This window comes from Microbacterium sp. cx-55 (genome assembly GCF_021117345.1).
In the GTDB taxonomy this organism is placed as follows: domain Bacteria; phylum Actinomycetota; class Actinomycetes; order Actinomycetales; family Microbacteriaceae; genus Microbacterium.
On sequence record NZ_CP088261.1, the window covers coordinates 114168 to 138491 of the forward strand.

At 70.8% G+C, this 24324-nt stretch carries 20 protein-coding genes; 17 read left to right on the forward strand and 3 right to left on the reverse strand.

The window, feature by feature from the left end; genetic code table 11:
• Positions 1 to 117 precede the first annotated feature (117 nt).
• The 8 genes from allB to LQ938_RS00605 all read left to right on the forward strand — a co-directional run bounded on the left by allB (position 118) and on the right by LQ938_RS00605 (position 10558).
• Positions 118 to 1464 (forward strand): allantoinase AllB, encoded by a 1347-nt coding sequence (allB, locus tag LQ938_RS00570; protein ID WP_223722121.1) that lies wholly within the window; start codon positions 118 to 120, stop codon positions 1462 to 1464.
• Positions 1461 to 2564 (forward strand): acetamidase/formamidase family protein, encoded by a 1104-nt coding sequence (locus tag LQ938_RS00575; protein ID WP_223722122.1) that lies wholly within the window; start codon positions 1461 to 1463, stop codon positions 2562 to 2564. The genes allB and LQ938_RS00575 overlap by 4 nt, the downstream gene beginning before the upstream one ends.
• Positions 2561 to 4180, forward strand: coding sequence for an AtzH-like domain-containing protein (locus LQ938_RS00580; protein ID WP_223722123.1), 1620 nt, complete (start codon positions 2561 to 2563; stop codon positions 4178 to 4180). The genes LQ938_RS00575 and LQ938_RS00580 overlap by 4 nt, the downstream gene beginning before the upstream one ends.
• Complete coding sequence (locus LQ938_RS00585) at positions 4177 to 5409, forward strand: pyridoxal-phosphate-dependent aminotransferase family protein (protein ID WP_223722124.1); 1233 nt, start codon at positions 4177 to 4179, stop codon at positions 5407 to 5409. The genes LQ938_RS00580 and LQ938_RS00585 overlap by 4 nt, the downstream gene beginning before the upstream one ends.
• The gene (locus tag LQ938_RS00590) at positions 5409 to 6722 is read left to right on the forward strand and encodes an allantoate amidohydrolase (RefSeq protein WP_223722125.1); all 1314 of its coding nucleotides are present in this window, start codon (positions 5409 to 5411) and stop codon (positions 6720 to 6722) included. The genes LQ938_RS00585 and LQ938_RS00590 overlap by 1 nt, the downstream gene beginning before the upstream one ends.
• 178 nt (positions 6723 to 6900) lie before the next feature.
• On the forward strand, positions 6901 to 7986 hold the full coding sequence (gene add / locus LQ938_RS00595; RefSeq protein ID WP_223722126.1) for an adenosine deaminase: 1086 nt from the start codon (positions 6901 to 6903) through the stop codon (positions 7984 to 7986).
• A 55-nt stretch (positions 7987 to 8041) separates the two neighbouring features.
• Positions 8042 to 9106: an ABC transporter substrate-binding protein gene (locus LQ938_RS00600; protein WP_223722127.1), complete on the forward strand. Its 1065-nt coding sequence runs from the start codon at positions 8042 to 8044 to the stop codon at positions 9104 to 9106.
• A 69-nt stretch (positions 9107 to 9175) separates the two neighbouring features.
• The gene (locus LQ938_RS00605; RefSeq protein ID WP_223722128.1) at positions 9176 to 10558 is read left to right on the forward strand and encodes an amidohydrolase family protein; all 1383 of its coding nucleotides are present in this window, start codon (positions 9176 to 9178) and stop codon (positions 10556 to 10558) included.
• Between the two features lie 166 nt (positions 10559 to 10724).
• On the opposite strand, the gene LQ938_RS00610 is transcribed toward LQ938_RS00605, so the two are convergent.
• Positions 10725 to 11222 (reverse strand): septum formation family protein, encoded by a 498-nt coding sequence (locus LQ938_RS00610; RefSeq protein WP_223722129.1) that lies wholly within the window; start codon positions 11220 to 11222, stop codon positions 10725 to 10727.
• A gap of 347 nt (positions 11223 to 11569) precedes the next feature.
• Here LQ938_RS00610 and LQ938_RS00615 point away from each other — a divergent pair, with 347 nt between their 5' ends.
• The 9 genes from LQ938_RS00615 to LQ938_RS15405 all read left to right on the forward strand — a co-directional run bounded on the left by LQ938_RS00615 (position 11570) and on the right by LQ938_RS15405 (position 21448).
• Positions 11570 to 12646 carry an ABC transporter substrate-binding protein gene (locus LQ938_RS00615; RefSeq protein WP_223722130.1) on the forward strand — a complete coding sequence of 359 codons (1077 nt, stop codon included), beginning with the start codon at positions 11570 to 11572 and terminating at the stop codon, positions 12644 to 12646.
• Between the two features lie 29 nt (positions 12647 to 12675).
• Positions 12676 to 13500: an ABC transporter ATP-binding protein gene (locus LQ938_RS00620; RefSeq protein ID WP_223722131.1), complete on the forward strand. Its 825-nt coding sequence runs from the start codon at positions 12676 to 12678 to the stop codon at positions 13498 to 13500.
• On the forward strand, positions 13490 to 14326 hold the full coding sequence (locus LQ938_RS00625) for an ABC transporter permease (protein WP_223722132.1): 837 nt from the start codon (positions 13490 to 13492) through the stop codon (positions 14324 to 14326). Before LQ938_RS00620 ends, LQ938_RS00625 begins: the two co-directional genes overlap by 11 nt.
• Positions 14323 to 15195 (forward strand): ABC transporter permease, encoded by an 873-nt coding sequence (locus tag LQ938_RS00630; protein ID WP_223722133.1) that lies wholly within the window; start codon positions 14323 to 14325, stop codon positions 15193 to 15195. The genes LQ938_RS00625 and LQ938_RS00630 overlap by 4 nt, the downstream gene beginning before the upstream one ends.
• Before the next feature lie 197 nt (positions 15196 to 15392).
• Positions 15393 to 16424 carry an adenosine deaminase gene (add, locus tag LQ938_RS00635; protein WP_223722134.1) on the forward strand — a complete coding sequence of 344 codons (1032 nt, stop codon included), beginning with the start codon at positions 15393 to 15395 and terminating at the stop codon, positions 16422 to 16424.
• A gap of 14 nt (positions 16425 to 16438) precedes the next feature.
• Positions 16439 to 17086: a helix-turn-helix domain-containing protein gene (locus LQ938_RS00640; protein WP_223722135.1), complete on the forward strand. Its 648-nt coding sequence runs from the start codon at positions 16439 to 16441 to the stop codon at positions 17084 to 17086.
• A complete protein-coding gene (add, locus tag LQ938_RS00645) occupies positions 17083 to 18123 on the forward strand; it encodes an adenosine deaminase (RefSeq protein WP_223722136.1) in 1041 nt (346 codons plus the stop codon). Before LQ938_RS00640 ends, add (LQ938_RS00645) begins: the two co-directional genes overlap by 4 nt.
• 444 nt (positions 18124 to 18567) lie before the next feature.
• Positions 18568 to 21072 (forward strand): phosphatase PAP2 family protein, encoded by a 2505-nt coding sequence (locus tag LQ938_RS00650; RefSeq protein WP_223722137.1) that lies wholly within the window; start codon positions 18568 to 18570, stop codon positions 21070 to 21072.
• Between the two features lie 250 nt (positions 21073 to 21322).
• On the forward strand, positions 21323 to 21448 hold the full coding sequence (locus tag LQ938_RS15405) for a hypothetical protein (protein WP_263317538.1): 126 nt from the start codon (positions 21323 to 21325) through the stop codon (positions 21446 to 21448).
• Between the two features lie 677 nt (positions 21449 to 22125).
• Here LQ938_RS15405 and LQ938_RS00655 read toward each other — a convergent pair.
• Together LQ938_RS00655 and LQ938_RS00660 are read right to left on the reverse strand one after the other, a co-directional pair.
• Positions 22126 to 23688 (reverse strand): GMC family oxidoreductase, encoded by a 1563-nt coding sequence (locus LQ938_RS00655; protein WP_223722138.1) that lies wholly within the window; start codon positions 23686 to 23688, stop codon positions 22126 to 22128.
• Positions 23688 to 24302 (reverse strand): thiamine pyrophosphate-dependent enzyme, encoded by a 615-nt coding sequence (locus LQ938_RS00660; RefSeq protein ID WP_223722139.1) that lies wholly within the window; start codon positions 24300 to 24302, stop codon positions 23688 to 23690. Before LQ938_RS00660 ends, LQ938_RS00655 begins: the two co-directional genes overlap by 1 nt.
• Positions 24303 to 24324 lie beyond the last annotated feature (22 nt).

Consider the following 24324-nt stretch of genomic DNA (forward strand, 5'->3'; position numbering starts at 1 on the left):
CCTTTCTCGTCGCCGACCGCGTCAGGCGGTGTCCACGATACGGGTGAACTCGGGCGCCCCGCGCGGATGTTGGTGCTGGTTACATTCATGAAACCTGCGCGGCCTAGCGTGGCGGCCATGACGACTTCCGGGCCGGCGGCCATCGCCGCGCGACGCGTGTTCCTCGGTACGACCTTCGTGCCCGCCACCGTGCGGTTCGCAGACGGGATCATCACCGCGATCGCCGCGTTCGACCCGGATGCCGACACCGTGCTGCCCGACGATGCCGTGCTGCTGCCGGGCCTCGTCGACACGCACGTGCACCTCGACGAGCCCGGCCGCACCGAGTGGGAAGGCTTCGCGACCGGCACCGCGGCCGCCGCCGCGGGCGGGGTGACCACGCTGCTCGACATGCCGTTGAACAGCTCGCCCGTCACGACCACTCCCGACGCGCTCGCCGCGAAGCGCGCCGCCGCGCAGGGAAAGCTCGCGGTCGACATCGGCTACTGGGGAGGCGCGGTGCCCGAGAACCTCGGAGCGCTCCGCGACCTCGCAGGCGCCGGCGTGGTCGGGTTCAAATGCTTCCTCTCACCGTCGGGCATCGACGAGTTCGGACACCTCGACGCCGACCAGCTCGACCGCGCCCTCGCCGAGCTCGCGACGTTCGACGGGCTGCTCATCGTGCACGCCGAGGATCCCGCGCACCTCCACGCCGACGGCCCGCTCGGGGTGCACTACCGGGACTTCCTCGCGTCGCGTCCGCCGGAGAGCGAGCGCGACGCCATCCGCCTCGTCATCGAGACCGCCCGGCGAACGGGCGCGCGCGTGCACATCGTGCACGTCTCCGACGGTTCGGCGCTCGACGACGTGCGTGCCGCGAAGGCCGACGGCGTGCGCATCACGATCGAGACGTGCCCGCACTACCTGACCCTGGATGCCGCGGACGTGCCCGACGGTGCGGCGGCTTTCAAGTGCTGCCCGCCCATCCGCGACCGGGCGAACCAGGACCTGCTCTGGACCGGAGTCGTCGACGGCACGATCGACGCCATCGTCAGCGACCACTCACCGTCGACCTCCGAGCTGAAGAGCGAGCCCGACTTCGGGTTGTCCTGGGGCGGGATCTCGGGAGTGCAGACGGGCCTCTCTGCGGTGCACACGGCGGCGCGGGCCCGCGGCATCCGGCTCGAACAGGTCCTTCCGCTGATGACCACCGGCCCCGCGCGCCTCGCGGGCCTCGGCGGCCGCGGCACGATCGCCCCCGGGCAGCCGGCGCATCTCGCGATCTTCCGCCCCGACGAGGAGACCGTCGTAGACGCGGCGACCCTCGAGTACCGCAACAAGATGTCGCCGTGGCACGGACAGACCCTGACCGGGATCGTGGAGTCCACCTACGTGCACGGGGTGCCCGTGTACCGTCGGGGCCAGCCCATCGCCGCGCGCGTCGGGCACGAGCTGATCGCCGGCGCCGAGGGGACCCACGCGTGACATTCCAGATTCTGCAGCCCGACACCGGCGATCGCCCGGGCGATCATTACCTCGCCGCGACGACCGGGACCGTGATGTGGGGGCGCCTCCCGTGCGCGGCGGACGCCGCCGTGCTGCGGATCGCCCCCGGCGAGACCGTCACGATCGACACGGTCAGCCACGAGGGCGTCCTCGAGGACCAAGGCAAGGACCCGCTCGCGTACTTCACCGGCCACGGGGTGGATGCGGATGCGGTGCTCCGCGACGCGATCGACATCGCCGCCGGTCTCGCGCGCGACGTGAGCGCCGACGGTCCGCACGTCGTCACCGGGCCCGTCTACGTCGAGGGCGCCGAGGTCGGGGATCTGCTGAAGATCACGGTCGAACGGCTCGTGCCGCGTGTGCCCTACGGGGTCATCTCGAACCGGCACGGCAAGGGCGCGCTCGTCGGCGAACTGCCGCGCGGCGACCACAACGTGAGCGTCTTCACCCCCGTCGCGGAGCGCGCGAACGGGCTCGTCGGTGTGCTTCCGCTCGTCGAGGGTGGACCCGGAGTCGTCGAGTTCCCGCTCGCGCCGTTCCTCGGCACGATGGGCGTCGCGGTCACCGGCGGCGATCGCCCGCACTCCGTGCCGCCCGGCGCGCACGGCGGCAACATCGACATCAACCTCCTCGTCGATGGCACCGTGCTGTACCTGCCGGTGCAGGTCGCGGGTGCGCTGGCGTACGTCGGCGACCCGCACTTCGCGCAGGGAGACGGCGAGGTCGCGCTCACCGCGCTCGAGGCGTCGCTCCGGGCGACGCTGCGCTTCGAGGTCGTGCCGCGTGCGGAGGCGCTCGCCGCGTTCGGCGAGGTCGCCGGGCCCCTCGTGCGCACCGCGGAGTACCTCGTGCCGACGGGACTCGATCTCGATCTCGGCGAGGCCATGCGCCGCTGCGTGCGTGCCGCGTTGACCCTGCTGCAGGCGCGCTACGGCATGGACGAGCACCTCGCCTACGCCTACCTGTCGGCGGCCACCGACTTCGACATCTCGCAGGTCGTCGACATCGTCTGCGGCGTGCACGCCCGCATCCGATTGGGCGATTTCGCGGCTGTTCCGGACGCCGAGGCCTCCGCATGAGCGCCGACGAGACCCGCACCCCGCTGGCCGACATCCCGGCGGAGCTGCGCGACGCGTTCGACCGGTACGAGCGGGCCGTGCTCGCCAACGACCTCGAGGTGCTCGATCGGATGTTCGCGCCCGGAGCAGACACGCTCCGCGGCGACGGCGCCGGACTCCTGGTCGGCCACGACTCGATCAGCGCGTTCCGCGGAGTGCGCGGGGGAGTCCCGCCGCGCACGATCGAGCGCATCGAATACCGGCCGTTCGGCGACGACCTCGCGCTCCTCGTGTCGATCTCGCGCTACCGCGGCGGCGGAACCGGACTGCAGACGCAGCTCTGGCAGCGGCTCGACGCCGGGTGGCGCATCAGCGCGGCGCACGTGACGCCGCGCGCGCAGGCGCTCGACCGCTCGGTGTGGCGCACGGTCGGCGACCCGCTGTTCCAGGGCGCGTGGGAGGGGCCGCTCGAGGGCCTCACCGTCGCGGTGAAAGACCTGTTCGCGATCAAGGGCTACCGCATCGGCGCGGGCAACCCCACGTTCCTCGAATCCGCGCGCGCCGAGACGACGACGGCCCCGGCCGTGACCGACCTCCTCCGCGGGGGCGCGTCGCTTCGCGGCATCGCCCGCACCGACGAGTTCGCGTACTCGATCGCCGGCGACAACGCGCACTACGGCACCCCCCCGAACGGTGCGCTGCCGGGCGCACTCCCGGGAGGTTCGTCGAGCGGTCCGGCGACGGCGGTCGCCACCGGCCAGGCCGAGATCGGGCTCGCCACCGACACGGCCGGATCCGTGCGCGTTCCCGCGTCGTACCAGGGCCTGTGGGGGCTGCGGACGACCCACGACCTGGTGCCGCGACAGGGCCTGCTGCCCCTCGCGCAGTCGTTCGACACCGTCGGCTGGCTGACCCGCGACGGCGACACCATGCAGCGGGTCGTCGACTGGTGCCTCAGCTACGACGGGTCCGCGTCCACCGAGAGCGTCTTCGGCGAATCCGGCGAAGACCTGCCGTGGCGCTTCGTGGTGCCGGACGAGGTGTTGGACGCGGTCGAACCCGACACCCGCGCGGCGTTCGACGCGCTGCTCGCCCGGCTGGCCGCATCCGATGATCCACCCGTGCTGCGCCGCATCGAGATCGGTGCGCTCGACGACTACTTCGAGCCGTTCCGCACCGTGCAGGCGGCCGAGGCGTGGCGCAACAACGCCGACTGGCTGCGCGCCCACCCGGGTGCCACCGGGGCCGCCGTCGCCGAACGCTTCCGGATCGCGAGCGAAGTGACCCCGGATGCGGAGGCCGCCGCCCGCGCCCGTCTCGAAGAGCTGAGCCAGCACGTGCAGGAGCTCGTCCGCGACGCGGTGCTGATCCTTCCGACCGTGCCCGGCCCCGCCCCCACCCGGACGGCCGACAGCGCGCGCATCGACGTCGTCCGTCAGGCGACGCTCCGCATGACGACGCCGGCCGCCATCGGCGGGCTCCCGGCCCTTTCCGCCCCCCTCCTGACCGTCCCGTCCCGCCAGGGGCCGGCGCCGGTGGGTGTTTGCGTGGTCTCCCGCAGCGGCACCGACATCGCGCTCGTGCGCCTGGCCCGCCGGATCGCCGCGACCCTTTCCCCCGAGAGAAGAACCTCATGACCTCCGCCTTCCCCGCCCCGATCGACCCGCCCGCCCGGCTGCTGATGGGCCCCGGCCCGATCTCCGCCTACCCGTCGGTGCTGGGGGCGATGTCGGCGCCGCTGGTCGGGCAGTACGACCCGTTCATGACGAACACGATGGTCGAGACGCAGGAGCTCTACCGCCAGGTGTGGGGAACGTCGAACGAGGCCACGATCCTCATCGACGGCACGTCCCGCGCCGGGATCGAAGCGGCGCTCATCTCGCTGATCCGTCCGGGCGATCGCGTGCTCGTGCCGGTGTTCGGCCGGTTCGGGCACCTGCTGGCCGAGATCGCCGAGCGGGCGATGGCCGAGGTGCACACGATCGAGACCGAGTGGGGTCAGGTCTTCCCGCCGTCGGTCGTGGAAGAGGCGATCGTGCGGGTGAAGCCCACGCTCCTGGCGCTCGTGCAGGGCGACACGTCGACGACCATGAACCAGCCGCTCGATGAGATCGGGGCGATCTGCCAGAAGCACGGGGTGCTGTTCTACACGGATGCGACCGCCTCGCTCGGCGGCAACGCGTTCGAGGCGGATGCCTGGGGCCTGGATGCGGCGACCGCGGGGCTGCAGAAATGCCTCGGCGGCCCGAGCGGCTCCGCGCCGCTGACGCTCAGCGAGCGAGCGGTCGAGGTCGTGCGGTCGCGTAAGCGCATCGAGGCCGGCATCCGCGAGGCGGGCGACGAGAACGCCGACGACTTCGTGCGCTCGAACTACTTCGATCTCGGCATGGTGCTCGACTACTGGGGTCCGCGCCGACTCAACCACCACACCGAGGCGACGTCGATGCTCTACGGCGCCCGCGAGTGCGCCCGCGTGCTGCTGCTCGAGGGGCGCGACGCCGTGCTCGAGCGCCACCGCGTGGCGGGTGCGGCGATGCTCGCCGGTGTCGAGGCGCTCGGGCTCGTGGTGTTCGGCGACGTGTCGCACAAGATGAACAACGTGGTCGCCGTCGAGATCCCGACGGGTGTGCCCGGGGATGCGGCACGACAGGCCCTGCTCGAGGACTTCGGCATCGAGATCGGCACGTCGTTCGGGCCCCTGCACGGGCGGGTCTGGCGGATCGGGACGATGGGCTACAACGCACGGAAGGATGCGGTTCTCACCACGCTCGCGGCGCTCGAGGCGATCCTCCGCCGATTCGGCGCGCCCGTGCCCGCGGGCGCGGGCGTCGAGGCCGCCGCGGACGTGTTCGCGGGTCGAGGCTGATGACGGCGCTTCTGCAGGCCGGACCCGACCGGGTGGCGGCGGCCGCGCGGCGGGTGATGGCGCGGTGCGACGAGCTCGCGCGGGTCTCGGCCGCATCCGACGCCATCGAGCGGGTGTACCTCTCGCCCGAGCACGCGCGCGTGAACCGGCTCGCGGCGGAGTGGATGCGCGAGCTCGGCATGCGGACGCGCCAGGATGCGGCGGGCAACCAGATCGGGCGCCTCGAGCGCATCGCGGGCGACGGGTTCGACCCCGATGCCCCGGCGCTCGTCATCGGATCGCACCTCGACACGGTGCCCGACGCGGGACGCTTCGACGGCATCGCCGGAGTGCTGATGGGGCTCGAGATCGTGCGGCTCTTGCGCGCGCCGCTCGGCGACGGCCGCTTCGGCTCCCCGCTCCCGTTCGCGATCGAGGTCGTCGCCTTCTCCGACGAGGAGGGCACGCGCTTCGGCAAGGCCCTGCTCGGGTCGTCGGCCGTCGCGGGGCTGTGGGACCCGGACTGGTGGGAGTTGACGGATGCGGCGGGCGTGAGTCTGCGCCGTGCGTTCCTCGAGTTCGGCCTGGACCCCGGCCGGATCGGCGAAGCGGCGCGCCGCCCGGAGGAGCTGGTCGGCTACCTCGAGGCGCACATCGAGCAGGGTCCCGAACTGGACCGCCGCGGCGAGGCGCTCGCGGTCGTCTCGTCGATCGCGAGCGCGCGACGCTTCCAGCTGGTGGTCGAGGGCGAGGCCCGGCACGCGGGCGGCACCCCGTACGACCTGCGCCGCGACGCGCTGCTCGGCGCGAGCGAGGCGGCGCTCGCCGTCGAGCGGATCTGCCGCAGCGAGCACCACATCATCGGCACCGTCGGGCAGCTCGAGGCGTTCCCGGGAGCGGTCAACATCGTTCCCGGGGAGGCGCGGTTCTCGCTCGATCTCCGCGGCGAATTCGACGGTGAACGCGACCGGGTCTGGAACGCGCTCTCGCGGGACCTCGACGAGATCATGGGCCGGCGCGGGCTGCGCTGGCGCGCGCGAGAGGTGCACAACGCCCCCGCCGTGATGTGCGCGCCGCTCCTCCAGGACGTCGTCCGCGAGGGCATCGCCTCGACCGGCACGATCGGATCCGACGACCCGGCGGTCATCTTCAGCCGTGCGGGGCACGACGGCATGTCGATCGGGGCGATCACGGGCGTCGGGATGCTGTTCCTCCGCAACCCCGACGGCATCAGCCACCATCCGGATGAAGCGGTATCGGCATCCGACGTCGCGCTCGGCATCCGGGCGCTCGGAGAATCCGTGTTGCAGCTGGCCGCCGACCGGGGGGCCTGAGCGCCCGGAGCCGCCCGGCCGGACGGGCGCGATTGGACCGGTCGGAAACGCGGAAATTTACGCCCCGGAAACGCCGATCTGACGGTCCCGTCATGCGCACAGGGTTCGCTGGGGCGAGCGAGTCCGGACGCGTCAACGTGAGACGGCGACGGCCGCGTCAGCCGCAGCCGGAGGATCCATGACGACGACCGCCTCGGCAGGCGACGCCGTCGAGCGGATCGTCGCAGGACTGCCGAAGGTGAGTCTGCACTGCCACCTCATCGGGTCGGTGCAGGCGACGACCCTCGTCGAGCTCGCCCGCAAGCACGGTGTTCCCCTCGACGGCGGGCGCACCGCCGAGAACCTGTTCGATCACGCGAGCTACGAGGATCTCGACGAGTTCCTGCGGGTGCTCGATGTCGCGGGATCCGTCATCCGCGATGCCGATGACTTCCACCGCGTCACGTACGAGTCGCTCACCGCGGGCGGCGCGGCCCACAACGTGCTCTACCGCGAGATCTTCCTGAGCCCGCCGGGCCACCCGGGCGTTCCCTACCGCACCATCATCGACGGGGTGCGCGCCGGAATGCGCGACGCGGAGACGGATGCGGGCATCCGCAGCAACATGATCGTCGGACTCAACCGCAACGACACCGCCGCATCCGCCTTCGAGCTCGTGGAAACGGTCATCGACCATCGCATCGACGAGGTGCTCGGCATCGGGCTCGACTACTCGGAGGCGATCGGCCCGCCGGAGAAGTTCTGGAAGGCCTTCCGCCGTGCCGGTGAGGCGGGGCTCGAACGCACCGCCCACTCCGAGTCCGGACCCCCGCACCACATCGAGACGATCCTCGACCTGCTCGGCTGCTCGCGCATCGATCACGGCTACCACGTGGTCGACGACCCCGCGATGACCCAGCGGTGCGTCGACGAACGCATCCCGTTCACCTGCACCCCGGTCAGCTCCGACATCGGCCGCTACTCGGGCAGCGGCGACGGCACGCACCTGCGGATCAAGCAGATGATCGACGCGGGTCTCGCGGTGACGATCGACTCCGACGATCCGCCGATGTTCGGCACCGATCCGACGAACGACTTCCGTGCGCTCGCGCTGGCCCTCGGCTACGGCCTCGACGAGCTCGCACCGCTGACGCGCAACGCCGTCGAGGCGACCTGGCTCGATGACACCGAGAAGACAGCGCTCGGTCGCCGCGTCGACGAGATGATCTCGGCGCTCGCCGCACCGGATGCGGCGGCCCCGGCCCGCGCCGCCGAGCCGCGCTGACGCCCCACGCTTCCCCCCGCACCCCTCCCATCGCACCGACTCGAACGGACTCCACATGGCCCCCGTGTCACCACGCCGCATCCGCCGTACCGCCCTCGCCCTCTCCGCTGTCGTCGTCTCCGCTCTCGCGCTGAGCGCGTGCGCGGGATCGTCCGCCGACACCCCGTCGACCGGATCATCGGATGCGGCGGCCGGCTTCGGCGACCTCACCGTCCAGCTCAGCTGGATCAAGAACGAGGAGTTCGCCGGCGAGTACTTCGCCGACCAGAACGGCTACTTCACCGACGGCGGCTTCGACTCGGTGAACCTCGTCGCCGGGCCCTCCACCGGCATCCCCGAACTGCTCAGCGGCACCGCCGACGTCTCGATCAGCAACGCGGTCGCCGTCGGCGCGGCCGTCGCGAACGAGGGTGCGCCGGTCAAGATCATCGGCACCACCCTGCAGAAGAACCCGTTCACGGTGCTCTCGCTCAAGGACGGCGGCGACATCGCGACGCCCGAAGACCTCGTGGGCAAGAAGATCGGCGTGCAGGACTCGAACCTGTCGCTGTTCAACGCGTTCCTCGCCGCGAACGACATCGACGCCTCCGCGCTCGAGATCGTTCCCGTGCAGTACGACCCCGCGCCGCTCGTGAACGGCGAGGTCGACGGTTTCGTCGCCTACCTCACGAACGAGGCGATCACGGTCGAGCAGTCCGGCGTCGCGACGACGAACCTGCCCTTCGCCGACAACGGTCTGCCGTTCGTGGCCGAGACCTTCACCGTGACCGACGAGGTGCTGGAGAGCCGCCGCGACGAGCTGAAGGCCTTCCTGGTCGCCGAGATCAAGGGCTGGCAGGACGCGCTCGCCGACCCCGACGAGGGCGCGCGGCTCGCGATCGAGGAGTACGGCGCCGACCTCGACCTCGACCCCGAGAAGACGCTCGCCGGAATGCTGGCCACGAACGCGCTGATCGAGACGCCCGAGACCGACGCGAACGGCCTGTTCACCATCTCCGACGACCTGCAGACGCAGACCGTCGCGAGCCTCGCGGGCGCCGGCATCACCCTCGAGGCGAGCGACCTGTTCGACCTCAGCCTGCTGGCCGAGGTGTACGAAGAGAACCCCGACCTACGCTGAATCCACGGGGCCGCGACGTCGACCGGCGCGGCCCCGTACTCCGCTCCACCGCTACCCCCCGAGGACCCCATGAGCCTGCTCGTCATCAATGCCCGACTGATCACCGTGCCCGCCGGCACCGACGACCCCGGCTACATCGAACGTGGATGGATGCTCGTCGATGACGGACGCATCGCCGCGCTCGGCGACGGTGACGCACCGAGTGACTCCGCCTCATCCGCCGACGAGGTCCTCGACGTCGCCGGCGCCTTCGTCGCACCGGGTTTCGTGTCATCGCACTCGCACCTGTTCACGAGCGGCCTGCGCGGGCTCGGCGTCGGCGAGACGCTCTACGGATGGTGCGACTCGATGCTCGGCATGACCGCGCACGCGACGCCCGACGACATCTACTGGTCGACGCTGCACGGCGCGATCGACTTCCTCTCCAACGGCGTCACGAGCGCCTACAACTTCACCGATCCGCTGCAGGCGTGGGAATCGATGGTCGACGGCAAGCGCGTCGGCAACGCGCGGATGCGCGATCTGGAATACCACACGCGTCAGGCCGACGGATGCCTGGACGCCGGCATCCGCTTCGTCGACTCGATCGGCATGGACGCCACGGTCGGCACGGACGACGAGATCTTCGCGCGCTTCGGCGACTCGGTCGCGCACACCCGCACGATGGACCCGCGCTTCGCGCTCGGCGCATCGATCATGGGTCAGGTGCAGTGGTCGCCGCGCCCCGACGCCGCCGAGGTCGAGGTCGCCGCGATGCGCCGCTTCGGCGTCACGAACCAGGCGCACTTCCTCGAGTCGCCGGAGGCGGTTCCGCTGCAGCAGTCCAAGTTCGCGATGTACGCGGATGCGGGCGCCCTCGGCCCCGACATGATGTTCGGGCACTTCATCCAGACGACCCCAGAGATCATCGCGCAGGCCGCCGCCGGCGGCGCCTCGATGTCGTGGCAGCCGGCTTCCAACGGGCGCCTCGCCTCGGGGGTCGCGCTCGTTCCGGAAATGATCGCGGAGGGCATGAAGGTCGGCATGGGCCTGGACGACCAGGCGTGCACAGACGTGTCGGACCCCTGGCAGAACATGCGGATGGGCATCTCGATGCAGCGCGCCCGCACGAAGGACCCGCTGTCGATGATGCCCGAGCGCGTGCTGCGGCTGCACACGCTCGGCAGCGCCGAGATCATGGGCGTCGACGACCGCGTCGGCAGCCTCGAGGTCGGCAAGTTCGCGGACTTCGTCGTGGTCGATCCCCGGCAGCCCGACGTCGGCCCGCTCTGGCACCCGGTGCGCAGCTACGTGCTCGCGTGCGGTCTGCGAAACCTCGTCGGCGTGTACGTGGGGGGCGAACTCGTCAACGAACGCGGCGTCTCGACCAACCCGCTCGCCGCCGAGGCGACCGAGCGCATCCACGCCGACCTCCCGAAGGTCGCGGCCCGCCTGGGCCACCACCCGCACTGAGCGCGGCACGCCTCACTCACTCGAAAAGAGGCGGCCTCTCTCACGCGACGAGAGGATGCCTCTCTCACGCGAAAAGAGGATGATCGGCCGAGCCGAGGGCGATCCGTGCGGAAATGCCCTCGTCCCGGCCGATCATCCTCGTCTCAGCGACGGATGCGGCGGCTGCTCAGCGCGCGACGCCCGCGAGCGAGCCGGTGGTCTGGGTCGACGGGTCGCCGATGAAGCACGACACGATGCGGTCGCTGCCCTCGTCCCAGCTCTGCTGCGTGGGGGCGTAGTACGAGAAGTCGAGGAGGGATTCCTCGTAGGACAGGCCGACGAACGTCGGGAACTCGTTGTAGCAGCCCTCTTCGGCGGCCGCGTAGACGGCTTCCTGATCCCATTCCCCATCCGGAATGGAGAAGTCGTAGTAGACCTCGTAGTCGTGCGGCTGGTCGCACGGCACGACGTTCACGTCGGTGACCTCTTCGGCGTCGGTGGTGTCGGACATGCAGTCACCGACCGAGAGGGTGAACACGTTGATCTCGCCGCTGCCGGTCACCTCGCCGCTCTCGGCGTCGCGCGTCGCCTGCGGCTTCGCCCCGACGAGGTCGGCGATCTGAGCGCATCCGCCCAGCAGGCCGATCGACGCAACCAGAAGGGTGACGGGGACAATACGGGGCACACGCATCAGAGACTCGCTTTCGTGGGCGTCGGACGCGCGGGGGATGGCATCCGAGGCATATGTCTGGGGAAGGCTGGAACGCGAACCCACCCTAGCGTTCTGATGAATCCGGTGCGAAAGCGATTGACAGCACCTGTGAACAATCGGAAGAACTCGTTCGCGTGTTAACTGCGCCGAAACACGAGCGCCAGTGTTCGTGAAATCTACATCGCCTAGCGTCAGACGGGTCGCGCCCCTCGAGCTCGCGACGCGGCAGAACACCCGGCACCCGGACACTCACCGCGACGACGCCCGAGACGCACACCACCCACCCGAATGCACCACCCGACAAACGGGAGACACAGCATATGTCCCGCTTTTCCACGCGCCGCGCCCGCGTCGCCGCATCCCTGGCAGCCATTGCCGTATCCGCTCTCGCCCTCTCCGCCTGCGCTGGCGGTGGCGGGTCGACCGAGTCCGCGTCATCCGGGAGCGGCGAGTCCGCCGGTTTCGGCGACATCACGCTCCAGCTCAGCTGGATCAAGAACGAAGAGTTCGCCGGCGAGTACTTCGCCGACAGCAAGGGCTACTACACCGAGGCCGGCTTCGACTCGGTGAACCTGGTGCCCGGCCCGTCCGGCGGCGTTGCCGAGCTTCTCAGCGGCAGCGCCGACATCGCGCTCAGCGACTCGGTCTCGATCGGCAGCGCCGTCGCGAACGAGGGCGCCCCGCTCAAGATCATCGGCGCGACGTTCCAGGCGAACCCGTTCACGGTGCTCTCGCTCGCCGACGGCGGCAACATCTCGAGCCCCCAGGACCTGATCGGCAAGAAGATCGGCGTGCAGGACTCGAACATGACGCTGTTCAACGCGCTGCTCGCGGCCAACGACATCGACCCCTCCGAGGTCACGATCGTTCCCGTGCAGTACGACCCGGCGCCGCTGGTCAACGGTGAGGTCGACGGCTTCATCGCCTACCTGACCAACGAGGCCATCTCCGTCGAGATGGAGGGCCTGTCGACCACGAACCTGCCCTTCGCCGATAACGGCCTGCCGTTCGTCGCCGAGACCTTCACCGCCACCGACGACACCATCGCGTCGAACCGCGAGATGCTGAAGGCTTTCCTGGTCGCCGAGATCAAGGGCTGGACCGACGCTCTGGCCGACCCCCAGGCCGGTGCCGACCTCGCCATCAACGAGTACGGTGCAGACCTCGACCTCGACCCCGCCAAGACGCTCGCCGGCGCCGAGGCGCAGAACAAGCTCATCGTCTCCGACGAGACCGAGGAGAACGGCCTGTTCACCATCTCCGACGCTCTGCAGAAGCTCACGATCGACAGCCTCGCCGGCGCCGGGATCACTCTCGACGCGAGCGACCTGTTCGACCTGTCGCTCCTCGCCGAGGTCTACGAGGAGAACCCCGACCTGATCGCCTACGCGGGCTGATCAGAACTGCACCAACCAGAAGGAACACTGTGACCGACGCGGCCACCCAGTCCGGTGCCCAGGGGACGACCCTGGGCACCGGCCTGCAGATCACCGGACTCAACAAGGTCTTCACCGTGGGACGCAAGAGCGTCGTCGCGTTGCAGGACGCCGACCTTCACACCGAGCAGGGCAGCTTCCTTGCCCTGCTCGGGCCCTCCGGATGCGGAAAGTCGACAATTCTCCGCATCCTCGCCGGGCTCGAGGATCCGACCAGCGGCACGACACGTGTCGATGGGAAGAGCCCCAAGCAGCTGCGTAAGGGCAACGAACTCGGCATCGCGTTCCAGGACTCCGCGCTGCTGCCCTGGCGCAGCGTGCAGTCCAACATCCAGCTTCCGTTCGAAGTCGCCGGCAAGCCGGTCGACAAGGCGTACGTGAAGGAGATGATCCAGCTCGTCGGGCTGAACGGCTTCGAGAAGGCCAAGCCGGCGCAGCTGTCGGGCGGGATGCGGCAGCGCGTCTCGATCGCCCGATCGCTGATCATGAAGCCGTCGGTGCTGCTGTTCGACGAGCCGTTCGGCGCCCTCGACGACATGACCCGGCAGAAGCTCAACCTCGAGCTGCTGCGGATCTGGACCGAGAAGCCCGCGACGACCCTGCTCGTCACGCACGGCATCTCGGAGGCGATCTTCCTCTCCGACCAGGTGGCGGTCATGAGCCCGCGCCCGGGACGCATCAAGGAGGTCATGAACATCGACCTGCCGCGTCCGCGCACGCCCGAGATGATGCGTACGCCCGAGTTCCACGCGTACGTCGACCACGCATCAGAGCTGCTGTTCGGTGTCGGAGGGGCCGCCGCGGATGACCACTGAGACTCCGGGTGGGCGCACCATCCGCTGGGAGGACGTTCGTCTTCCCGCGTGGGTGACCGGTGCCATCGGCGCGATCGGCGTGATCGCGCTCTGGTGGATCCTCGCCACGACGGTGTTCTCGAACGTCGGGCCGGGTGGCGTGCAGGCGATCCCGACCCCGCTGCAGGTCGTGCAGGGATTCTTCGACAGCGGGTGGGAGTTCTACGTCCGCAACTTCCAGGTGACGCTCGCCGAAGCCGGCATCGGGTACTTCTGGGGCAACATCGTGGCGCTCCTGCTGTCGGCGGTCGTGCTGATCGTGCCGCGGCTCGAGGGCGTCGTCATGCAGCTCGCGATCATCACGTACTGCATCCCGATCGTCGCGATCGGCCTGCTGCTGGTCGTCGTGATCCCCGTACCGAAGCCCGGCGAACCCTCCGGGACCGCGGTCGTGCTGGCCGCGCTCAGTGTGTTCTTCACGACGGTCGTCGGGGCGCTCCTCGGGCTCAAGGCCGCGGATAAGGCGAGCCTCGACCTGATCAGCGTCTACGGCGGATCGCGGTTCACCCAGCTGCGCAAGGTGCGCCTGATCGCGGCACTGCCCGCCATCCTGAACGCCCTGCAGATCGCCGTTCCCGCCGCCTTCCTCGGCGCGGTGCTCGGTGAGTTCTTCGGCAAGGTCGAACTCGGTGTCGGTCCGTCGATGATCGCCGCGCAGCAGGCGCTGAACGCCCCGCTCGTGTGGGGCATCGCATTCGTCTCGGGGGCCGTCGCCCTCGCCGGGTACGCGCTGCTGGGACTGCTGTCTCGCGCCGTCGCCCCGTGGTCGAAGGGAACAGCCCGATGACTGAAGCAGCCGTTGCGGCGCTGAGCACACCTCGCTCCGCCGTTCAGCTCAATGCATCCGTCAAGCGCGAGACGCGTCGTGCCACCCTCCGTGCGGTGGGCAACTCGCTGCTCACGTTCGTGCTGACGCTCGTGGCGGTCGGCGTGATCTGGGTCGGCGCGCTCTGGGCCTTCAACGTCACGCCGTACGTGGGCAAGGGCCCGGTCGACGTCTACAACTTCCTGTTCACGGTGCCGGCTGCCGAAGCGAACCGCACGCAGATGTTCTCGCAGCTGTGGGTCACGATCGGGCACTCCGCGGTCGGATTCTTCGCGGGCCTCGTCGTCGCGGTGATCGTCGCCGCGATCTTCCAGCTCAGCAAGGGCGCGGAGCACGCGCTCATGCCGCTCGCGATGCTGCTGCGCTCGGTGCCGCTCGTCGCGATGGCGCCCGTCATCATCCTCATCTTCGGACGCGACTTCTCGACCGTCGCGGTCATCGGTGGCATCGTCGTGCTCTTCCCGGCGCTCGTGAACATCGCGTTCGGTCTGAAGTCCGCCTCGCCGCAGATGAACGACCTGATCGCGGTGTACGGCGGTTCGTCGTGGACCGCGCTTCGCAAGGTCGCGCTGCCTTCGGCGCTGCCGTCGCTGCTCGCGGCCGTTCGCATCTCGGTTCCCGGAGCCATCACCGGTGCGCTCCTCGCCGAGTGGCTGGCGGTCGGTGGCGGGATCGGCGGAGCCGTCGGCGGCTACACCGCGGCCGCGCAGTTCTCGGCGCTGTGGACGGCGGTCGTGCTCGTCACGGTGACCGCCCTCGTGCTCTACAACGTCGTGCAGCTGCTCGAAGCGGTGGTCCTCACCCGCATGGGAATGTCCGACCGGGCGTAGCCCCCGCATCCGCCCGCGCCGCGCCCCCTGCACCACCCCGCATCCGCTGCACCACCCCCCATCCGCTGCACCACCCGCATCCGACCGCGAGACGGGATCTTCGCGCCGAGACAGAGGGGTAACCCCCCGGTCTCGGCGCCCCGATCCCGTCTCGCGGGAACGGATGCGGATGACCCACCCCGACCCGAAGGACCGCCATGACCGACCTGACCACCTTCGCTCACGGCCTGCCCAAAGCCGAGCTGCACCTGCACCTCGAGGGGACGCTCGAGCCCGAGCTGAAGTTCGCGCTCGCCGCCCGCAACGGCATCGAGCTCGCCGAGAAGACCGTCGACGAGGTGCGCGCGACGTACAACTTCACCGATCTCACGAGCTTCCTCGCGGTGTACTACCCCGCGATGCAGGTGCTGCAGACGGCAGAGGACTTCCACGACCTCGCCTGGGCCTACCTCGAGCGGGCGCACGCACAGGGCGTCGTGCACGTCGAGATGTTCTTCGACCCGCAGGCCCACACGAGCCGCGGTGTGCCGTTCGCCGACGTCATCACCGGCTACCGTCGGGCGGCCGTCCGGGCCCAGGACGAGCTCGGGGTGTCGGCCGAACTCATCCTCTGCTTCCTGCGCGACTTCTCCGCCGAGTACGCGATGGCGACCCTCATGGAAGCGCTGCCGTACAAGGCGTGGATCGTCGGCGTCGGACTCGATTCGGATGAACGCGACAACCCGCCCGCGAAGTTCGCCGCCGTGTTCGCGCGGGCGAAGGCCGAGGGTTTCTTCCTCACGATGCACTGCGACATCGACCAGATCGGTTCGGTGGAGAACATCCGCTCGGTGCTGACCGAGATCGGCGTCGACCGCATCGACCACGGCACCAACATCGTCGAGGACCCCGAGCTCGTCGCGCTGGCGATCGAGAAGGGCATCGGCTTCACGACCTGCCCGGTCTCGAACTCGTTCGTCACCGAGAAGATGAAGGCCGACGAGATCGTCGGGCTGCTGCGCCAGGGTGCGCGGGTCATGGTGAACTCCGACGACCCCGCGTACTTCGGGGCCTACGTCGGCGACAACTACGTCGCGCTCGCCGAGCAGGCGGGGCTCAGCACCACCGACCTCGTGCAGCTCGCGATCAACTCGTTCGAGGCATCGTGGCTGACGCCGGCGCGGCGGGCCGCGTTCATCGCGCGCGTCGAGGACTACGCCGCCGCGAACGACGTCGCTCTGCCGGTCTGAGCGCCGTGGGTCCCGTGCGTGATGCCCCGGTCGCCGTCCCTGCTCCGGTCGCCGTCCCTGCTCCGGTCGCCGTCTCGGCGGCGGGCGAATCGGTCGACGAGGATGCCGCGGGCCGCCGCCTGGGTGCCCGCATCCGCGAGATCCGCACGGCACGGCGGCTCACCCTCGTGCAGCTCGCCGCGGCGACCGAGCTGTCGCATCCGTTCCTGAGTCAGCTCGAACGCGGACTCGCCCAACCGAGCCTCGCGTCGCTGCGGCGCATCGCCGTCGCGCTGGAGACGAGTCCGATCGAGCTGATCGCCGCATCCGACCCCACCGCGGACGCCCCCGGCACGATCGAGGTGCAGCGCGCGGGCGACGGTGTGCTGCCCGAGGGGTTCGCCGCGGGAGCCGCGCGGATGCTGGCGCACGGCGCCCGCGCGTTTCATCCCCTGGTCGTCGAGGCCGACGTCTGCGAACCCGGAGAGCGTTACACGCACACCGACGAGGAGTTCGTCTACGTGGTGTCGGGCGGCATCCGGATCGAACTCGACGATCAGAGCTTCGACCTGGCGGAGGGCGACTCGCTCTACTACCCGGGCGGCACGACGCATCGCTGGTGGTCGCCGGACGGCACGCGCTATCGGCTGCTCGTCGTGAAGAGCGCGGGACGCGCGCGATGATCTCGTTCGCCGACTACCTGCAACTGCTGCCCAAGACCGAGCTGCACTGCCACTTCGTCTCGACGATGGATGCGGCGCTGTTCCTCGAACTGGCCGACAAGCACCGCGTGACGCTCTGGCACGACGACCCGGAGCGGCTGTTCGACTTCGCGGATCTCGTCGACTTCCTGGTGGCGTTCCGGCTCGCGCACGATGTGCTCCGCGACCCCGCGGATTTCGAGCGCGTGGCCTATGAGGGTGTGCGGCGTGCGGTCGCCGACGGCAACCTGCGGTACCGCGAGTACGCCGTGAACCCGCAGTATTTCGCGGAGCGCGGCCTCGGTTACCTCGACGTCGTCGACCCGATCATCGCCGGGCTCCGCGCGGCGGAGCGGGACTTCGGGGTGGGCTTCCGCATCGTGATCGCGGTCAACCGGCGTGCCTCCGCCGCATCCGCGGTCGCGCTCGTGCAGGAGATGATCGCGCACCCGCGCCCCGAGGTCGTGGCCCTCGGGCAGGACGACCTGACGCCGGAGAACACGGAGGACCCGACGCGGTTCGCGGAGGCCTTCGCGCTCGCGCGGGCGCACGGCTTCCGGCTCACCGCTCATGTCGGGGAGACGGATGCCGCCTCGGCCGCCGCGGTCCGGGACGCGATCGAGGTGCTCGGGGTCGACCGCATCGACCACGGGTACCGCATCACCGACGACCCGGAGCTGGTGCGGGTGGCGCGCGAGCGCGGCATCGGGTTCACCGTGACGCCGATCTCGACCACGATCTGCTCGGGGTGGACGCTGGATCCGGCGCACCGCATCCGGTCCATGGTCGACGCGGGACTGACGCTCGCGGTGTCGACGGACGACGCGATGTTCTTCCGCACCGACCTGGGCCGGGAGTACCGCGAGGGACTGGCCGCGATGGGAGTGGATGCGGCGACCGCGCGGCGCGTGGCGATCGACGGCATCGACGCGGCGTTCTGTTCGGATGCGGAGAAGGCGGCGCTGCGGGCGGACTTCCGCGCGCAGATTCTCGCGCTGGACGCCCTGCTCGTGCGGTGAGCCGCGGGTGCGGGTGGCGGGTGCGGGGTGCGGGTGGCGGGTGCGGGTGCGGGGTGCGGGTTCGGCCCGCTTGGCCGTTCACGTGTCGCAATCCGTCGCGCGCGCCGGCCGATTGCGACACGTGAGCCGGCCCGTTGACCCGCCCGGGTAGCGGGCCCGGGCGGGCGGGCCCGTTCACGTGTCGCAATCCGTCGCCCGCGCTGGCCGATTGCGACACGTGAGCCGGCCCGTTGAGCCGCCCGGGTGCGGGTTCGGCCGGCGGGCTTGGCACGCTCACGTGTCGTAATCCGTCGCTCGCGCTGGCCGATTGCGACACCTGAGCATCATCGCCGGGCGCGGGACCGCATCCGTTCACCGGGAGGGCGCACGCCGGTCACCCGGGCGAGGTGAAATCGGTCGGGTGTGCGCTTTCGCGCGCGCGAACCCCCCGAGGAGACAAGCCACATGACCCGCATTTCTGCGCGCCGCCGCGCCGCCGCCGTGACGGCGACCGCGCTCGCCGGCGCTCTGGCCTTCGGCATCGCCGCGCCGGCGCACGCCGCCGGGACCGACCCGATCGCTCCGCATCCTGACGCATGGGGACGGTACTACGTCGACGCGTGGGCCACGAACACCACCGCGAACACTTCGCCCGAGACGAACGCGGCGATCGGTCTGCTGACGCCCATGCTCGATTACTGGACGCCCGAGGTGCCGCCGACGGCCGCGTTCGACGCGAGCGGGCGGTTCATCCCCGACAGCGTCGGCACCGTGAAGAACGCCACCGTGCTGGATGCGAACATCGCCGAGGCCGCGCGGATCACCGCGGCGCGCACTCCCGAGCAGGCCGCCGCCGCCTACCGCTACGACCGGCGCAACCAGAACTACTCCGCGGTGCAGGGCCTCGGGCCCTGGGCGGATGCGTTCCGCACCGGCACGAACGCGGGCACGACCATCCCCGACGAGATCCCGGCCGACGCGACGACGGTCAAATACGACGACAAGGGCAACGCCAACGGAGCGTGGGCCGACGAGACCTCGACCTACGGGCCGATGGTCGCGCTCGTGAACCAGTTCCGCAACTCGTCCGCGTCGACCAACCCGTCCAAGGCGTACTACAACTACGCGCGCCCGTTCCGGTGGAGCACCGACGTGCAGGTGCTGCCGACGCTGATTCCGGCGAAGCAGCCCGACGCCAACGCGCTGAGCGACGGCGGCTACCCCAGCGGCCACACGAACGCGGCGTATCTCGCGACCCTGGCGCTGGCGTATGCGGCGCCCGAGCGGTTCCAGGAACTGCTCACCAGCGCGTCCGACATCGGCAACAGCCGCATCGTCGCCGGAATGCACTCGCCGGGCGACGTGATCGGCGGGCGCATCATGGCGACCGCCGTCGCTGCCGCCGCCCTCAACCAGCCGGCCAACGCCGACAAGATGGCGGCCGCGCGGACCGCCGCCGAGGCGCTGCTGGCGACCCCCGGTGTCGGGGCCGACGCCTACGCCGACCACGCCGGCAACGAGAAGCTCTACGCGGATCGGCTCACCTATGGCCTGCCGCGGGTGGGTGACACGACCCGCCCGGTCGTCGTGCCGAAGGGCGCCGAGGTGCTGCTCGCGTCGCGTCTGCCGTACCTCACGGCTGACCAGCGCCGGTGGGTGCTGCAGTCGACGGGGCTGGGCTCCGGCTACGCGCTGCTCGACGACGCCGAAGGATGGGGACGCCTGAACCTGTACGCGGCGGCCGATGGCTACAGCGCCTTCGACACCGACGTCTCGGTCGACATGGATGCGGCGCAGGGCGGTTTCAGCGCGGCCGACTCGTGGCGGAACGACATCGAGGGCGCGGGTTCGCTCACGAAGTCCGGCACCGGTGCGCTCACCCTGACCGGCGACAACACGTTCACCGGCGGCACGACGGTGAACGGCGGCACGCTGGCCGCCGCATCCGCCGACGCGCTCGGCACCGGCTTGGTCTCGGTCGAGGGCGGCACGCTCACGGAATCCGCGACGGCGCCCGTGCAGATCGGCGGCGACCTGACGCTTGCCCCGACCAGCACGCTCGAGCTGACGGTCGAGGGACCTGCGCCCGCGCTCGTCGTGGCGGGCACCGCATCCGTCGACGGAACGGCGAAGATCTCGTTCGCGAACGGCACGGTGCCGAGCGACGACACCGTCATCGCGACCTTCGGGCGCGTGGGTGCGGGCACGAGCTTCGACGCGGTGCAGGTCGACGGCCTGCCAGCCGGGTACACCCCCGCGCTCCGGATCACGGATGGTGCGCTGCACCTCGTGAACACGACGCCCGCCGTCGGGTCGCTGACGGCCGGAACCCCCGCCGTCGGCGGCACTCCGGTCGTGGGGCAGACCCTGACCGCGACGCCCGGTGCCTGGACGCCGACGCCCGTGACATTCGGGTACCAGTGGTTCCGCGGCTCCGCCGCGATCGCGGGCGCGACCTCGGCGGACTACACCGTCGGCTTCGCCGATGTGGGCCAGACGCTGAGCGTCGAAGTGACCGGGTCGAAGAGCGGATATGTGCCGCAGACCCGGACGGCGACCGCATCCGGAATCGCCACCGCCGTCGTCACGCTCGATGACGCGAGCGTCACCGCGGGCGACCGCGTGACGGTGTCGGGAGCGGGCTTCGCGCCCGGCGAGACCGTCGGTATCGAGCTGCGATCGACGCCCGTCCAGGTCGGAACGGCCGTCGTCGGACCGACCGGGGCGTTCATCGTGAGCATCACGATCCCGGTGAACATCCCGGCCGGGGCGCACACGATCGTGGTGACGGGTGCGACGAGTGCGGTCACCGCATCCGCTCCGCTCACCGTCGCCGCTGCACCGGGCATCGCCGCGCTCGCCGCCACGGGTGGCACCGCGCCGCTCCTGTTGGTGCCGTTCCTCGCGGGCGGGCTGCTGCTGACGGGCGCGGCCATGGTCATCGTGCGTCGCCGGATGCGGCGCGCCTGAGCCACTCGCGGGCGGGGCTGTGTCGCGCAGCGGCGCGACCCCGCCCGCGGTGTTGTGCGGTGGTGGATTTCGCGGGCGGGTGTGTAGATGGCGCGGATTTCCGCGCGACGGGATGTCGGTCGGTGGCAAGTCAGTCGCCGAGTTTCGGTCCGATGCGGCGTAGCGGGGGCGGCCGTGCGGGTCTCCGACACGCGCGTCCGGCAAGTGTCAAGCCCTCGGCCGGTCGCATGCGCGGGTGTGGAGTGTGGGCATGAGTACCGCAGATCCGCATCCCGCCCCGAACGACCCGACGCTACCTCCGCTGAACGACCCGTTCGAGGAGGATGACGACGCCGACGCGACCGCGACCGGCTCGCACCCGGCCGCGCTCGCCTGACGCCTCGCGTCGCGTCGGGCGTCCCCCTCCTCACACCGCTCCGCCCCGCCCGCCCCGCGCCCCGCTCCGGCACGCTCACGTGTCGCCCGCCCGCTCAGGTGTCGCAATGCGTCGGCGACGCCAGCCGATTGCGACACGTGAGCAGCATCTCCTCGCGCTCACGTGGCGCAATCGGTGAGGTGAGGCGGCGGATTGCGACACGTGAGCATGGGTGCGGGCGCGTTGTCCCGTGCGGCATCCGGCTCAGGCCCCGGCGCGTCGCGCCAGCCGAGGCTCCGGCGCCGCGCGCCAGCCCGCTTCCGGCGCCGCATCCGCCCGCTCACGTGTCGCAATGCGTCGGCGGCGCCAGCCGATTGGGACACGTGAGCAGCATCTCCACGCACTCTGGTGACGCAATCGGTGTGGTGGGGCGGCGGATTGCGACACGTGAGCGTGGCAGCGCGGGGCGCGACCGCACGCGCGACAGCGAACCGCGCGCGACAGCGAACCGCGCGCGACAGCGAACCGCGCGCGACAGCGAACCGCGCGCGACAGCGAACCGCGCGCGACAGTGCACGGGGAGCGACAGCGCAGCGCACCGGGGAGCGACAGTGCAGCGCACCGGGAGCGACAGCGCACCGGGAGCGACAGCGCAGCCCGAGCGACAGCGCAGCCCGCGCGACACCGCGCGCGGCGGGTCAGGGCGCGGTGAGGAGCTCGGCGGCGCGCTCGGCGATCGCCACCGTCGGGGCCTGCGTGTTGCAGGTCGGGATCGACGGCATCACCGAGGCATCTGCGACCCAGAGGCCCGACAGTCCCCGCACCCGCAGGCCAGGATCCACGACCGCGAGGTCGTCGGTGCCGATGCGCGCCGTGCCCGAGCAGTGGAAGAACGTGCCGATGTTCTCGCGCACGAACCGCACCTTGTCCGCGTGCGCCAACCCGTGCGGCGGCGTGATCGGGCCCTCCGCGAGCTCGCTGTACGCCTGCGTCGCGACGAGGTCGTGCACGGCGTCGACCGCCTCGACCATCGCGGCGAGGTCGGTCGGGTCGGCGAGGTAGTTCGGGTGCAGGTCGGCGGCCGCATCCGGATCCGCTGACCGCACCCGCACCCATCCGACGCTCCGCGAACGGTACAGCCCGGGCACGATCGCGAACACGCGGCCGCCCGTCAGGTCGTGCGCGGCGTGCAGCTTCTCATCGCCCCGCGACCCGTGGGCGATGACCGCGTGCAGGTCGGGTCCGGTGTCGGCGTGGGTGCTCCGCCAGTTGAGCATCGCGCCGCCGCCATTGCCGATCACGGGCCCGAGCGACGCCCGTGCACGGAAGTTCATGCCGAGGATCAGCGGGTGGTCCTGGAAGTTCTCGCCGACGCCCGGCAGGTGATGCCGGGAACGGATGCCGGCCGCCGCGAGCCGCGTCGCGTCGCCGATGCCGGACAGCTGCAGCAGCCGCGGGGTGTCGAGCGCGCCCGCCGCCAGCACGACCTGCGCGGCGGAGGTCTCGCGGAGCGTGCCGTCGACGAGGTGCCGGATGCCGGTCACCCGGTCGCCGTCGAGCACGAGGGCGTGCACCGGGCTGCCCACGAGCACGTCGAGGTTCTCTCGGCCGAGGGCCGGTTCGAGGTATCCGCGGGCGGTGCTCCAGCGTTCGAACGCCCCGTCCTCCCCGACGATCGCGTTGTAATCCGCGTACACGGCGCCCTCGTTGTCGGCCGCATTGGCGTCCTCGAGCACCGGCAGGCCGCGTTCGGCCGTCGCGGCGATCAGCGCGTCGGCGATGGGATGCACGTCCGCGAGCGGACCGACCCGCATCGGACCGTCGAGCCCCCGGTATGCGGGGTCGCCGCCCGGCCGCGCCTCGGAGCGGCGGAAGAAGGGCAGCAGGTCGTCGTAGCCCCAGCCGGTGGCACCCGCATCCGCCCACGCGTCGTAGTCGGCGCGGTTGCCGCGGTACCAGAGCATCGCGTTCGTGGAGGACGAGCCGCCGAGCACGCGGCCGCGGGGCATCGCGAGCGCCCGCCCGAGCACGTGCGGCGTGGGAGTGGATCGGTACCCGTAGTCGTACGGGCCGCCGATCATCGCATCCCAGTGCGCCGCGTCGAGCACCTCCCGGATGCCGCGATGGTCGGGCCCCGCCTCCACGAGCAGCACGCGCCGCGCCGGATCCTCGGAGAGGCGGGCGGCGAGAACGCATCCCGCCGCGCCGCCGCCGACGACGAGCACGTCATAGCCGGCGGCGGGCGCGTGCACGATCGGCATCAGTTGTGCTCGCTCGGTCCCATGATGGTTATGCCCTCGGTCTTCTCGACGTGGCGCACGAAGATGTACTTGTCTTCGCGGCCGTCGGAGTGCTTGCGCCCGATGCCGGGCTCGAGGATGCCGTCGGTCTTCGCGACGACGATGTAGGGCTCGGATGCGGCGAGCCCGGCCGCGCAGTGCGCGTCGAACTCTTCCAGGGTCTCGGCGGTGAACGCCTTCTCGACTCCCGCGCCGCGAGCGATCGCGGCGAGGTCGACGCGCCCCTTCGCCGTGTGGGTCGCGGGCCCTCCGATCGACTGGTACTGCTCGTTGTCCCAGACCACCACGAACAGGTTCGCGGGCCGCTCGTTGCCGAGGGTCGCGAGGATGCCGAGGTTGAACAGGAGTCCGCCGTCGGTGTCGAGCGACACGATGCGCCGGTGCGGCAGACCGACCGCGAGCCCGAAGGCTTCCGGGGTCACGCAGCCGAGCTGCTGCTGGAAGAGGCTCGCGTCCCGCATGTGCGGTGCCGCGTTGTACCACTCGTCGACGGCGCCGCCGAGGGAGAGGATGACGAGCTCGTCGGAGAGCCGGGCGCCCAGCATCCGCATGGCCTCGAATCTGCTGTAACTCATCGGTTCGCCCCTTCCGGGCCGT

Excerpts from the sequence above, each read along its gene's own strand:
- LQ938_RS00615 (WP_223722130.1), top strand. The coding sequence starts at position 11,570 with ATGTCCCGCTTTTCCACGCGCCGCGCCCGCGTCGCCGCATCCCTGGCA.
- add (WP_223722126.1), top strand. The coding sequence starts at position 6,901 with ATGACGACGACCGCCTCGGCAGGCGACGCCGTCGAGCGGATCGTCGCA.
- LQ938_RS00605 (WP_223722128.1), top strand. The coding sequence starts at position 9,176 with ATGAGCCTGCTCGTCATCAATGCCCGACTGATCACCGTGCCCGCCGGC.
- add (WP_223722136.1), top strand. The coding sequence starts at position 17,083 with ATGATCTCGTTCGCCGACTACCTGCAACTGCTGCCCAAGACCGAGCTG.
- LQ938_RS00625 (WP_223722132.1), top strand. The coding sequence starts at position 13,490 with ATGACCACTGAGACTCCGGGTGGGCGCACCATCCGCTGGGAGGACGTT.
- LQ938_RS00600 (WP_223722127.1), top strand. The coding sequence starts at position 8,042 with ATGGCCCCCGTGTCACCACGCCGCATCCGCCGTACCGCCCTCGCCCTC.
- LQ938_RS00650 (WP_223722137.1), top strand. The coding sequence starts at position 18,568 with ATGACCCGCATTTCTGCGCGCCGCCGCGCCGCCGCCGTGACGGCGACC.
- add (WP_223722134.1), top strand. The coding sequence starts at position 15,393 with ATGACCGACCTGACCACCTTCGCTCACGGCCTGCCCAAAGCCGAGCTG.
- LQ938_RS00630 (WP_223722133.1), top strand. The coding sequence starts at position 14,323 with ATGACTGAAGCAGCCGTTGCGGCGCTGAGCACACCTCGCTCCGCCGTT.
- LQ938_RS00580 (WP_223722123.1), top strand. The coding sequence starts at position 2,561 with ATGAGCGCCGACGAGACCCGCACCCCGCTGGCCGACATCCCGGCGGAG.
- LQ938_RS15405 (WP_263317538.1), top strand. The coding sequence starts at position 21,323 with ATGAGTACCGCAGATCCGCATCCCGCCCCGAACGACCCGACGCTACCT.
- LQ938_RS00590 (WP_223722125.1), top strand. The coding sequence starts at position 5,409 with ATGACGGCGCTTCTGCAGGCCGGACCCGACCGGGTGGCGGCGGCCGCG.
- LQ938_RS00655 (WP_223722138.1), bottom strand. The coding sequence starts at position 23,688 with ATGCCGATCGTGCACGCGCCCGCCGCCGGCTATGACGTGCTCGTCGTC.
- allB (WP_223722121.1), top strand. The coding sequence starts at position 118 with ATGACGACTTCCGGGCCGGCGGCCATCGCCGCGCGACGCGTGTTCCTC.
- LQ938_RS00660 (WP_223722139.1), bottom strand. The coding sequence starts at position 24,302 with ATGAGTTACAGCAGATTCGAGGCCATGCGGATGCTGGGCGCCCGGCTC.
- LQ938_RS00585 (WP_223722124.1), top strand. The coding sequence starts at position 4,177 with ATGACCTCCGCCTTCCCCGCCCCGATCGACCCGCCCGCCCGGCTGCTG.